The sequence below is a fragment of the Stenotrophomonas sp. Iso1 genome, from assembly GCF_027497995.1.
Classification (GTDB): Bacteria; Pseudomonadota; Gammaproteobacteria; order Xanthomonadales; family Xanthomonadaceae; genus Stenotrophomonas.
Genome location: NZ_JAODBT010000002.1, coordinates 334,117 through 346,840, shown reverse-complemented (window position 1 = coordinate 346,840; position 12,724 = coordinate 334,117). Strand labels below are relative to the sequence as shown.

10 protein-coding genes are annotated in these 12,724 nt (G+C 62.2%); 3 read left to right on the top strand and 7 right to left on the bottom strand.

Features of this window, described 5'->3' with window-relative positions:
- Positions 1-30 precede the first annotated feature (30 nt).
- Positions 31-1,335, top strand: a complete 1,305-nt coding sequence (locus PAN08_RS10510; protein ID WP_269791468.1) for a Xaa-Pro peptidase family protein — start codon at positions 31-33, stop codon at positions 1,333-1,335.
- Between the two features lie 149 nt (positions 1,336-1,484).
- Here PAN08_RS10510 and PAN08_RS10505 read toward each other — a convergent pair whose 3' ends face one another.
- From PAN08_RS10505 to PAN08_RS10475, 7 genes are all read right to left on the bottom strand, one after another.
- A complete protein-coding gene (locus PAN08_RS10505; RefSeq protein WP_269791467.1) occupies positions 1,485-2,852 on the bottom strand; it encodes an NAD-dependent succinate-semialdehyde dehydrogenase in 1,368 nt (455 codons plus the stop codon).
- Positions 2,853-2,969: 117 nt separating this feature from the next.
- The gene (locus PAN08_RS10500; protein WP_269791466.1) at positions 2,970-3,815 is read right to left on the bottom strand and encodes an ABC transporter permease subunit; all 846 of its coding nucleotides are present in this window, start codon (positions 3,813-3,815) and stop codon (positions 2,970-2,972) included.
- Positions 3,812-4,738, bottom strand: coding sequence for an ABC transporter permease subunit (locus tag PAN08_RS10495; RefSeq protein ID WP_269791465.1), 927 nt, complete (start codon positions 4,736-4,738; stop codon positions 3,812-3,814). Before PAN08_RS10495 ends, PAN08_RS10500 begins: the two co-directional genes overlap by 4 nt.
- On the bottom strand, positions 4,735-5,865 hold the full coding sequence (gene potA / locus PAN08_RS10490) for a polyamine ABC transporter ATP-binding protein (RefSeq protein ID WP_269791464.1): 1,131 nt from the start codon (positions 5,863-5,865) through the stop codon (positions 4,735-4,737). The genes PAN08_RS10495 and potA overlap by 4 nt, the downstream gene beginning before the upstream one ends.
- Before the next feature lie 388 nt (positions 5,866-6,253).
- Positions 6,254-7,378, bottom strand: coding sequence for a polyamine ABC transporter substrate-binding protein (locus tag PAN08_RS10485; protein ID WP_269791463.1), 1,125 nt, complete (start codon positions 7,376-7,378; stop codon positions 6,254-6,256).
- 205 nt (positions 7,379-7,583) lie between these two features.
- Entirely contained in the window at positions 7,584-8,981 is a 1,398-nt protein-coding gene (locus tag PAN08_RS10480; protein WP_269791462.1) for a glutamine synthetase family protein, read from the bottom strand.
- 6 nt (positions 8,982-8,987) lie between these two features.
- Positions 8,988-9,746, bottom strand: coding sequence for a gamma-glutamyl-gamma-aminobutyrate hydrolase family protein (locus PAN08_RS10475; protein ID WP_269791461.1), 759 nt, complete (start codon positions 9,744-9,746; stop codon positions 8,988-8,990).
- A gap of 177 nt (positions 9,747-9,923) precedes the next feature.
- Between PAN08_RS10475 and PAN08_RS10470 the strand changes: the two genes are divergently transcribed.
- Both PAN08_RS10470 and PAN08_RS10465 read left to right on the top strand, forming a co-directional pair.
- Positions 9,924-11,216, top strand: coding sequence for an FAD-binding oxidoreductase (locus tag PAN08_RS10470; RefSeq protein ID WP_269791460.1), 1,293 nt, complete (start codon positions 9,924-9,926; stop codon positions 11,214-11,216).
- A 125-nt stretch (positions 11,217-11,341) separates the two neighbouring features.
- Positions 11,342-12,649, top strand: a complete 1,308-nt coding sequence (locus tag PAN08_RS10465) for a diguanylate cyclase (RefSeq protein ID WP_269791459.1) — start codon at positions 11,342-11,344, stop codon at positions 12,647-12,649.
- Positions 12,650-12,724 lie beyond the last annotated feature (75 nt).

Sequence of the window (12,724 nt, the reverse complement as noted above, 5' to 3'; positions counted from 1 at the left end):
TTCATCCGACCATGACGTTGAGGGAATTCCATGGGAAGCAACACCATTGTCAGCAGCACGCGTCGCCACTTCCTGCGCAATTCGATGGTGCTGGGTGCCGCCGCACTGCCGTTGTCGCAACTGACACAGGCGGCCTCGCCTCCCGTTTCGCTTCCCGTTGATGCCGCGCTGCCGGAATCGATCCGTGCGCTGAAGCCTGTGGCATCGCAGGTGGTAGCGATCACCAACAGCGAGCGCGTTGCCCGTGTGGCCAAAGCGCAGCAGTTGATGGGCAAGCACGACATCGACGTCGTGTTCATCGGCGCGGGCAGCTCACTCACCTATTTCACCGGCATGCATTGGTGGAACAGCGAGCGCCTCACCGGCGTGTTGTTGCCGCGCAATGGCGACCCGGTGTACGTGACACCCGAGTTCGAACGTGGCCGCACGCTGGAGCAGATCAAGCTCGGCAACGATGTCCGTGGCTGGCAGGAAGATGAAGACCCTTATGCATTGGTCGCGAAGGTCATCCGCGACATGGGCCATGCCACCGGCACGATCGGCATGGAGGAAACGGTTCCGTTCTTCCGTGCCAAAGGCATCATGGATGCGCTGCCACAAGCACGCGCGGTTGACGCCTGGCCGGTGACCGCCGGATGCCGCCGCGTTAAAAGCGCCGCCGAACTGGCGCTGATGAAACTCGCCAACGAAAACACGTTGGCCGTGTACGAGGCCGTCTGGAAGGCGCTCAAGCCGGGCATGACCGAGCAGGACATAAGCGGTCTGATTGCCATGGCCTACGCGCGCACCGGCCTGCAGGGCGATGCCAGCGTCAACATCGGCAAGTACACTGCATCACCGCATGGTTCGGACCAACCGCAGCATCTGGTCGAGGGAACGCCGATCATCTTTGACGGCGGCTGCCGCGCCGGCGGTTACACCAGCGACATCACCCGCACCGTGGTGCTGGGCCAGCCCAGCGATGACATCCGCCGCATCTTCGACATCGTGCTACAGGCGCAGACCGCCGCACTGAAGACCGCCCGCCCCGGCGTGACCATGGAATCGGTGGACGCGGCCGCTCGCAAGGTCATCAGCGATGCCGGCTACGGCCCGGACTACCGCTATTTCAGCCATCGCCTGGGCCACGGCATCGGCCTCGACATGCATGAGTGGGACTACCTGGTGCGCGGCAACACGCACCTGCTGGAGCCGGGCATGACCTTCAGCGACGAACCGGGCATCTACATCCCGGACAAGTTCGGCGTACGGCTGGAGGACATCCTGTACGTCACCGAGGACGGCGCAGCATTGATGACGCCGCAAAGCCCGTCGATTGATCAGCCGTTTGGTTGATGGCTCGGCACAGCGCAGCGGAAACGCTGCGCTTCTGAGGGACCATTCATCGCGATGCTGGGCTTCGGTCGGAAGCACTTAAGAGCAGCGAAGATTGCAGGCGGTGAGCGTGAGCCCTATCCCTCTGGGGCAAGGGACGGGGCAACCCATCAAGCCACGTAAATCGTCTTGATGTTCATGAACTCATGGATGCCGTGCTCGGCCAGTTCGCGACCAAAGCCCGAGCGCTTGGTACCGCCAAACGGTAGCCGCGCATCGCTTTTGACCACCGCATTGACGAACGCCGCGCCGCATTCCAGCTGAGCAGCGACACGTTCACCGCGCGCGCTGTCTTTGCTCCATACGCTGCCACCAAGGCCAAAACTGGTGTCGTTGGCCACTCGTACCGCTTCGGCTTCATCCTTCACCCGCAGGATCGCCGCCACCGGTCCGAACAGTTCCTGTTCGTACGCCGGCATGCCTGGCACAACGTTGTCGAGAATGGAGGCCGGATAGCCAGCATTGCTGCCTGCCAACGGCTCGCAACCCAGCAACACTTTCGCACCCTTGGCGACGCTTTCCTGCACCTGCCGATGCAGTTCATCACGCAGGTCAGCGCGCGCCATCGGCGCCAGCGTGCTGGTTTCGTCCTGCGGATCGCCATACCTGCGCGCCTTGGTGGCTTCAACGAAACGCTGCACAAAGGCATCGGCGATTGCGTCGACCAGCACAAACCGCTTGGCGGCGATGCAGGTCTGCCCGGCATTGTCGAAACGCGACTTCACCGCTGCGGCAACGGTCAGATCCAGGTCGGCATCATCGAGCACTACAAAAGCGTCGCTGCCACCCAGTTCCATCACGCACTTTTTCAACTGATCGCCGGCGTTGGCAGCGATGGAACGCCCTGCCCGTTCGCTGCCGGTCAGCGTCACGGCCTTGACCCGGCGATCACGCAACACCTCGGCGGCCTGTTCGTTGTCGATGTGCAGCACATCGAACACGCCCTTCGGCACGCCCGCCCCATTCACCACATCGCGTAGCAAGTCCGCGCAACCGGGCACGTTGCTGGCGTGCTTGAGCAAGGCCACATTGCCGGCCATCAGGCCCGGTGCGAGAAAACGGATCACCTGCCAGAACGGAAAATTCCATGGCATCACCGCCAGCACGCAACCGATGGGTTGGTAGGTGACATAGCTGCGCTGCGCCTGGGTGGGAACCATTTGCGGTGCGAGGTAGTCGGCCGCGTGATCAGCGTAGTACTCGCAAGCCGCGGCACTCTTTTCAATCTCGACCAAAGCCTCGTGGCGCAGCTTGCCCATCTCGGTGGTCATGGTGCGCTGAATGTCATCGCGTCGATCACGCAGACCCGTGGCGATCTTTCGCAGGTAATCGCCGCGTGCTTCCAGGCTCAACGCTGCCCACGCCGGAAAGGCAGACTCTGCCGCCGCCAGGCGCTGCTCGACGGCTGCCGCAGCCATCAACTCGACCGTACGCACGGCCTCGCCATTGAAGGGATTGATTGTCTGGTACGACGCCATGGGATCACCTGCATTCAACGAATGCAGGAATGGTAGCGCCGGGAATGTTGCGCGCAGGTAAACCCCGCGCGCTGACCGTGTAGAACCGAGCATGACTCAGCACCACAGAGGCTGCTCTCAGCCGTTTTCCTGCAACGCCAATTGCATATCCCGTTGGCGACGCTTCTCCGAGCGTGCGGATATCCACCAGCCGGTTACCGCCACCAGCGACACCGCCAGCACCATCAAGGTAGCCAGTGCGTTGATCTTGGGGCTCACGCCCATGCGCACCGAGGCGAATATCTTCATCGGCAACGTGGTTGAACTCGGGCCGGCAACGAAACTGGCGATCACCACGTCATCCAGCGAGAGGGTGAAGGCCAGTAGCCAGCCCGATACCAATGCGGGAGCAATGATCGGCAAGGTGATCAGGAAGAACACCTTGAGCCGGTTCGCGCCCAGGTCCATCGCGGCTTCTTCCAGCGAGCGGTCCAGCTCCTGCAGCCGCGAAGACACCACCACCGTCACGAAGGAAATGGTGAAGGTGACGTGCGCGATCCAGATCGCCACGACGCCCTTGGACGGCAACCCGAACAGGCCACCCATCGACACCAGCATCAGCAGAATCGACAAACCAATGATCACTTCCGGCATCACCAGCGGCGCCGTCACCAACGCGCCAAACAGGGTTTTACTGGGGAAGCGTTTGAAACGTGTCATCGCCATCGCCGCCATGGTGCCGATCACCATTGCCGCGGTGGCGGTCCAGAACGCGATCTTGATGCTGATCCACGCCGCTTGCAGCAACTGACGGTCACGGAACAGTTCGCCATACCACTGCGTGGAGAAGCCCGCCCACACCGTTGCCAGACGAGATGCGTTGAACGAGTACACCATCAACAACAGGATCGGCAGGTACAGGAAAGCGAACCCCAGCAGCAGGATGCTCCAGCCCAACCAGGAGGTACGCCGGCTCATGCTCATGCCAGCGTCCCTTCCAGCGCACGCTGCTGGGCCCGGTTGAAAATGATGATCGGCACCAGCAACAACAACAGCATCACGATCGCCACCGCCGAGGCCAGTGGCCAGTCACGGTTGTTGAAGAACTCACCCCACAGCACGCGGCCGATCATCAAGGTGTCAGGGCCACCGAGCATTTCCGGGATCACGAACTCGCCCACCGCCGGGATCATCACCAACATGCAGCCGGCAATGATGCCGCTGCGCGAGAGCGGAAGAGTGATTCTGAGGAAAGCCTGCCACGGGCGCGCGCCCAGGTCGTAGGCCGCTTCCAGCAAACGGTTATCGAGCTTGACCAGGTTGGCGTACAGCGGCAGCACCATGAATGGCAAATAGCAGTAGACGATGCCGATGTAGGCCGCGGCCGGTGTGTAGAGAATGCGCAGCGGCTCGTCGATCAGGCCGATGTTCATCAATGCGCGATTGATCAGGCCATTGCTGTCGAGGATGCCGATCCAGGCATAGACGCGAATCAAAAATGACGTCCACGACGGCAGCACCACCAGCATCATCGCGATGTTGCGCGCCGACGGGGACATGCGTGAAATCACATACGCCATCGGGTAGCCGATCAGCAACGTCAGCAACGTCGAGACGACCGCGATCTTGATCGAGCTCAGGTAAGCGACCACGTACTGGCTGTCGGTGAACAACGCCGCGTAGTTGCCCAGGTTGAGGTTCACCGTAAACGCGTTGTCCACGTACGCGACGATGGACGTATACGGCGGAATCGCCACGGCCATCTTCGAGAACGAGATCTTGAGAACTATCAGGAACGGAATGGCGAAGAACAACAGCAACCACAGGTAGGGCACGCCGATCACGCCAGCGCGGGTACCCGGCAGCCAGCGCCGCCAACCGCTTGGGAGTGCGCCGGATGCGCTCATGAGGTCAGCACCACGCCATCGTTGTCGTCCCAGGACACCCAGACTTCATCGTTCCAGGTAATGCCGTCGCTGTCCCAGCGCTTCATGTTGGCGAAGTTGGAGAGGATCTTGGCGCCACTGGGGAGGCGCACGTGGTAAACCGAGTGGCTACCGAAATAGGCGATGTCCTCGACCACGCCGAATGCCTTGTTGGTCTCACCCTCCGGCTCATCCTTGCCGATGTGAATCTTCTCCGGCCGCAGCGCGAAGGCCACCGGTTGTCCTTCATAGCCGGTGATGCCATGGCCGACGTAGATCGGCGCCGGGAAATCGGCGGTACGCACGGTGACGTACTCCGGCAGGTCTTCGTCGATCACGCCTTCAATCAGATTCACTGAGCCAATGAAGCCAGCGACAAAGCGATTGGCCGGCTGTTCGTAGATATCGTCTGGCTTGCCGATCTGCTGGATCCACCCCTGGTCCATCACCGCGATGCGGGTGGCCATGGTCATGGCCTCTTCCTGATCGTGGGTGACCATCACACAGGTCACACCGAGCTGCTCGATGATGTTGACCAGCTCCAGCTGCATTTTCGAGCGCAGCTTCTTGTCGAGCGCGCCCATCGGCTCGTCCAGCAATAGCAGCTTGGGGCTCTTGGCCAACGAACGGGCCAGCGCCACGCGCTGCTGCTGCCCACCGGACAGCTGATGCGGTTTGCGCTTGCCCAGCTTGTCCAACTGCACCAGTTCCAGCATCTCGCCGACACGCCGGGTGACCGCCTCTTTGGCCATGCCGTCCTGCTTCAGCCCGAAAGCGATGTTCTGCTCCACGGTCATGTGCGGGAACAGCGCGTAGGACTGGAACATCATGTTGATCGGCCGCTCGTAGGGCGGCAGCGCGGTGATCGGTTGACCATCGAGCAGGATCTTGCCCTTGGTAGGCGTCTCGAAGCCGGCCAGGCAACGCAGCAGCGTGGATTTGCCGCTACCCGATCCGCCCAGTAACGCGAAGATTTCGCCCTTGCGCACATCCAGGTTGACGTCATCGACAGCGACAAAGCCATCGAATTCCTTGCGCAGATCGCGGATGGACAAATAACCGGGCTCGCTGTTCAACGCGATGGCATCCGGCTTGGCTTCAACGGGCATGCAGGGCTCCGGGAGCAGGCAGTAGGGGAAAGCGAGCGTAGTGTAGCCCCCGCGTTTTACCGGCGACACCGCCGGGTATGGCGGTTGGCCTTGCAGGGACAGTACGTGGCGCGCGGGTGAGGCTGGGTGAAAGCGGGGAGTTTTGGGGGATTGAGACTGAAATGACAAAGCCTCCTTGTGGGTAAGGAGGCTTTGTTGATGTGGGACGTTGAGCAGGAGCGCCGCTCGTCCTAGCGCTTGAAGACTGATAGCCCCTCTCCCGCCTGCGGGAGAGGGGTTGGGGTGAGGGCGCCGTTAAAGCAAGCGAAGCCAAAGCCCCCTCATCCGCCCTTCGGGCACCTTCTCTCGCGCGCGGGAGAAGGGAGTCCTTCAGTTATCGCGAGTGCTCTCAACGCCCCGTCTTAATCTCGGTCCACAAACGGGTGTACAGCTTGTCCGTCTCCGGGGTGTTGATCGCGTAGGTAAACATCTTGGCCGCCACATCTTCCGGCGGGTAGATGGTCACATCATCGCGAATCGCCGCGTCCACCAACGGGGTGGCCGTCTTCACCGGATTGGCGTAGTGGGTCACGTTGGTGTTGTTGGCAGCCACCTGCGGCTCAAGCAGGTAATTGATGAACGCATAAGCGTTCTGCGGGTGCTTGGCATCCTTCGGGATGGCCAGCATGTCGAACCACTGCGGGGCGCCTTCCTTCGGGATCGAATACGCCACTTCAACGCCGTTCTTGGCTTCCTCGGCACGGTCGCGGGCCTGGATGATGTCACCGGACCAACCCACTACCAGGCAGGTGCTGCCATTGGCCAACGAACCCACGTATTGCGAGGAGTGGAAGTTCTGCACGTACGGACGGATCGACTTGAGCAGCTCGGCGGCCTTCTGCAGCACAGCCGGGTCGCCGCTGTGCGGATCTTCGCCCAGGTAATGCAGTGCAATCGGAATCATGTCGGCCGGGGTGTCCAGAATGGTCACGCCACAGTCCTTCATCTTGGCAATGTTCTCCGGCTTGAACACCAGGTCCCAGCTGTTGGCGATGTCGGCGCTGCCGCCAAAACGCTCCTTCAGCTTGGCCACGTTGTAGCCGATGCCGGTCGTGCCGATCATGTACGGCACGCCGTACTTGTTCTCCGGATCCTGCCCGGAAATACGCGCCATCACCGCCGGGTCCAGATTGGCCAGATTCGGGATCTTGCTCTTGTCCAACGGCAGGAACACGCCAGCCTGGATCTGACGGCCGAAGAAATTCAGCGTCGGCACCACGATGTCGTAACCGCTGTTGCCGGTCAGCAGCTTGGTTTCAACCATCTCATCGCTGTCGAACACGTCATAGGTGACCTTGACGCTGGTTGCCTTCTCGAAGTTCGGGATGGTGTCATCGGCGATGTAATCGGAGTAGTTGTAGACGTTGAGGACCTTGGCCTCGCCGCCTTCGGGCGTTTTACCGCCGTCTTCCTTGCCACCACAGGCAGCGAGAAGGGAGATGGCGATGCCAGCGGTCAGGATGCGTAGATTCATGGGTTCTCCAGTGTTGATCCGGGAGCGATGTGGGGAAACCGGCCAGGCCGGTGCGGGGCGTATTGTCCCATCTGCGGACGGCATCGCGCCAATCCGCGCCCCACAGGGGGCTTTCAGGCGTAAAAGCAGTCGCTATTGGCCTGCCAGTGCTGCCCACGCGGCAGCACCATTGGCTTCACTCTTGGAGCAGCGACTAACGGCGTTCTCAGACATTGAGCAGCAGGAATTCACGCTCCCACGAGCTGATCACGCGGAAGAATGTCTCGTACTCCTTTCGCTTGACCGAGATGTAGGCGCGGCAGAAACGCTTGCCCAGCAGCTCCTGCAGTGGTTCGCATTCTTCCAGCCCGTCCAGGGCTTCGCCCAGTGAGCGTGGCAGTTCATAACCCAGCTCCTTGGCATTGCCGGTGATCGGCTGCGTGGGCTGCAGCTTCTCGCGCAACCCCAGCAGGCCACAGGCCAAGGTCGCGGCCATGGCGAGATAGGGATTGGCGTCGGAGCCGGCAAAGCGGCTTTCCACACGACTGTTTTCCAGTGTGTCGATGGGAACGCGCAGGCCGCAGGTGCGGTTGTCGAAGCCCCACTCCACGTTGCTCGGTGACACTTCGCCGAAAACCAGACGGCGATAGGAATTCACGTTGGGCGCGAAGAAAGCCATCGCCAGCGGCACGTACTTCTGCAGGCCTGCAAGGTAATGGTCAAACGTTTCGCTGTACTCGCCTTCGCTGGCACCGGCAAACACATTGATGCCATCGGACTTGCGTACCAGGCTCTGGTGAATGTGCATGGCACTGCCCGGTTCGGTTTCCATGGGCTTGGCCAGGAACGTGGCAAATACGCCATGCCGCATTGCCGCTTCACGCATGGTGCGCTTGAACAGGAAGACCTGGTCGGCCAGCGACATCGCGTCGTTGTGGGTGAAGTTCACTTCCAGCTGCGCCGCACCGGATTCATGGATCAGCGTGTCCACGTCCAGCTTCAGCGCCTCGCAGTAGTCGTACATCAGGTCGAGGATGGGATCGAATTCATTGACCGCGTCAATCGAATACGACTGACGCGCGGTCTCTGGCCGCCCGGAGCGGCCGGCCGGCGGCAGCAGCGGGAAATCCGGATCGGTGTTTTTCTGCACCAGGAAGAACTCGACTTCCGGCGCGACTACCGGCTTGAGGCCCAGCTCTTCATAACCGGCCAGCACCCGCCGAAGCACGTTGCGCGGTGCCAGCTCATGCGGCTGCCCACCCTTGGTGTAACAGTCATGGATGATCTGCGCGGTGGGGTCGGTGGCCCACGGCACCATCCGCACGGTGTCCGGATCCGGGCGCAGGATCATGTCCGCGTCTGCCGGCGAAGTCAGCTCGTAGTAGTCGTCCGGAAACTCACCGGTAACGGTGGTGGCGAAGATACCCTCGGGCAGACGCGTGCCGTAATCGTGGCGAAACTTGTCAGCCGGGATGATCTTGCCGCGGGCATTGCCGGTGATGTCCGGCACCAGGCATTCCACCTCGGTGATGTGCCGCTCCTTGAGCCAACGCAGCAGCGAGCTTTCTTCCTGCACATTGGCAACAGTCTTGACGGTCTTGCGGGTACGGGGGCGCGAAGTCATGGCGGATCAGCTTTTTGGTTTTTGCATCTGGTAACGACGACAGGCCTCGCCGAAGGCTTGGAAAATGCCCAGGTAGAACGGGTTTTCACGCACCCGCCACTCCGGATGGAACTGCACGCCGAGCAGGAAACCCGGGCCCGGGCCACGGAAAGCTTCAACCAGCCCGTCAGGTGCGCGGGCTTCAACCTGCAGGCCCTCGCCCAGTCGCGCCACGCCCTGCCCATGCACGGTGTTGACGCTTACCTGGGTATGACCGGCAATACCGGCCAGCACCCCACCCGGCACCAGTTCCAGTGCGTGGGCCGGGCCATATTGCACGTCCAGCGGTGAATCCGGGTCTTCACGGTGGTCGGCCAGCCCCGGTATGTCATGCACGTTGGGATGCAGGCTGCCGCCGAAAGCAACGTTGACCTCCTGAAAACCCCGGCAGATCGCCAGCACCGGCAGGCCCATCGCCAACGCCTGCGGCAGCAGCCCAAACACATTGGCATCGCGCGTCGGGTCATGGGGATTGCCCGGCCAACTGGGCCCACCGTCGTAATGATGCGGCTCGATGTTGCTGGTGGCGCCGGTCAATAGCAGCCCATCCAACTGCCGAAGCCACGCCTGCGCCGGCAACGGTGGCTGCAGCAGCGGCAGTATCAGGGGCATGGCACCTGCGCCCTCCGCCACCGCCCGCACGTACTTTTCACCAACCACGAGGAAAGGGTGGGATCCGATCGGTTTGCTGTCGGTTGGCAGGCCGACCAGCGGCAAGGTGGTCATGCATCTGGCTCAGAAGACGTGCACGCACGCTACCCCCGGCCCTGCATTTAGGCAACCGCGCCGCATCCGTCATTCAAACGTTGGGCGGCACAATAGGCGCTGTTCGGCCGACGTCTGCGCTTGGCGCACACAGGCCGGCCGTTACACTCCCTGCCCCCTGCCGAGCCATTCCGCCTGATGTCCGTGGACCAGCCACAGCCCGCATATCCGCCCAGTTGGTACGCCAGCAGCCAACCGCAATTACCCGCGCGCGCGCCACTACGCGGCCAGACGCGTGCTGATGTTGCGGTGTTGGGAGCCGGTTACACCGGCCTGACCGCTGCGCTGGCCTTGGCCGAGAAGGGCTACAAGGTCACCGTATTGGAAGCCGAGCGCGTTGGCTGGGGCGCCTCCGGCCGCAATGGCGGCCAGGCCATCGTCGGTTATGGCTGCGAGCAGGACACGTTGGAAAAACTGGTCGGCGATGCCGATGCGCGCCTGCTATTCGATTTCTCACGCGATGGCATGCATCAACTCAAACAGCGCATCGCCCGCCACGGCATCGACTGCGACTGGCGCGACGGCCACGCCAGCGTACCGATCCACCCGCGTCAGGAACGCGCCCTGCGTGCGGACATCGAGCGCATGGCGCAACGCTACGACTACCCGCTGGAATGGTGGGACCGTCCACGTCTGCAGCAGGAACTCGCCAGCGACCGCTACCTCGGCGCGATGTACGACGCCGCCAGCGGCCACCTGCATCCACTCGCCTACGCCCAAGGGCTGGCGCGTGCTGCGCAAGCAGCTGGCGTGACCCTGCATGAGCATTCGCCGGTCATCCGGATGCAGCGCGGTCCACAACCCGCATTGATCACGGCACAGGGCCGCGTCGATGCAGACTTCGTGGTGTTGGCTGGTAATGCCTGGTTGCAGGACATCGCCCCGGAACTGGAAACCCGGATGATGCCGGTCGGCACCTACATCGGTGCCACCCAGCCGCTGGGTGCCGAGCGCGCCAAGGCGCTGATCCGCAACGACATGGCCGTGGCCGACGTGAACTGGGCTTTGGACTACTTCCGTCTCAGCCGCGACCACCGCCTATTGTTCGGCGGCCAGGCCAACTATTCCGCACTGCCGCCACCCGGCCTGCGCGCCAGCATGACCCGCCGCATGCGCCGCGTATTCCCACAGCTGGCCGATGTGGAGTTGGAGTACGTGTGGGGCGGCTATATCGACATCACCCGCAACCGTGCGCCGCACTGGGGAAGGCTCACGCCAAGTGTTTATTTCGCGCAGGGTTTCTCCGGCCATGGCGTGGCCAGCGCCGGCCTTGCAGGCGAAGTGATTGCCGAAGCCATTGTCGGCCAGTCGGCGCGGCTGGATGTATTCGAGAAGATTCCGCACGGGGTGTTCCCCGGCGGCAAGGCGCTGCGCATGCCGCTGCTGGTGGCGGCCATGTCCTGGTACAAGCTGCGCGATCTGCTGGGCTGATATCGGGCCGGGGCTTGTCGGGCAGCGGAAACACCGCGTACATCTGCCTGTTCCTGAACCGCCGCGGCTAAAGTTCCTACACATCTGCCCGATATTCCTTGCAGATGACCATTAGTCTTTCCCCTATGGCCGCACTATCTCAGGCCTGCTTCGACAGCCCGCCAATCGCGCCGCTCCCGCAGCGGATCCTGTTGGTGGAGAACTCGCGTACGTTCACCAGCATGCTGCGCGAAGCCATCGAGCAACGCTTGGAGCTGCCGGTGAGCGTGGCTTCCAGCCTGGCCGAAGCCGGTGCGCTGCTCGACAGCGAGGACGGCTGGTTTCTGGTGTTGACCGGCCTGGTGTTGGCCGACGGGGACCGTGACCAGGTGGTTTCCTATTTTGTCGAACGCGGGTTGCCCACCATCGTGGTCAGCGGCGTCTATGACGAAGACCTCCGCAAGCGCGTGCTGCAGCAGCAGATCATCGACTACGTGTTGAAGAACACACCCGGCAGCATCGACTACCTGGTGTGGTTGGTGCAGCGGATGGAACGCAACCGCCGCATCTCTGCATTGGTGGTGGACGACTCGCCCTCCGCGCGTTCTTATGCCGCCGCATTGCTGGACATGTATGGCTATCACGTCAGCCAGGCCGCCGATGGCGCCGCCGCCCTGCTCGCATTGGAGGCAGACCCGACCATCCGGCTGGTCATCGTGGACCAGGAAATGCCCGGCATGGAAGGTGTCGAACTCACGCGCAGGCTGCGTGCCCAGCGGGCGCGCGACAAAGTAGCGGTGATCGGCATTTCTGGAAACTCCGATCCGTCGTTGATCCCACGCTTCCTCAAGAACGGCGCCAACGACTTCCTGCGCAAGCCGTTTTCGCGCGAAGAATTCTTCTGCCGCGTATCGCAGAACGTGGATCAGCTGGAGCTGATCGGCACGCTGCAGGACTTGGCGACGCGTGATTTTCTCACCGGCCTGCCTAACCGTCGCAGCTTTCTTGAAAACAGCCAACGTCAGTTGGCCCTGCCCAGCGAAGACAATGATGTCGCCGTGGCGATGGTAGATATCGACCACTTCAAGCACATCAACGACAGCTTCGGTCATGAAGCCGGCGACCAGGCCATTCGCGCCGTGGCCGGCATCCTGCAGTCGCATACGCGTCCGCAGGACATCAGCTCACGCTTCGGCGGCGAGGAGTTCTGCCTGCTGGTGAGCGGGCTGGACGACGACGCCAGCACGCTGCATTTCGAGCATCTGCGTCAAGCCGTGCAAGCCTTGCGCCTGCAGTTCGGCGGCAAGACGTTGACCATGACGGTGAGTATCGGCGTCTGCCGCATGCCGTCGCGGCTGGGCAACCTGCACCAGCTCATCACCGAGGCCGACCGCCAGCTCTATCTGGCCAAGGCCGGCGGGCGCAACCGTGTGTGCAGCGCCGAAAAAGTGTGAACGCGACAGCGTATTGATCCAGATCAACGCGCGCTAAAAAGCCCGCGCCTAAAGTGCCTCGCAACGCACTTCACA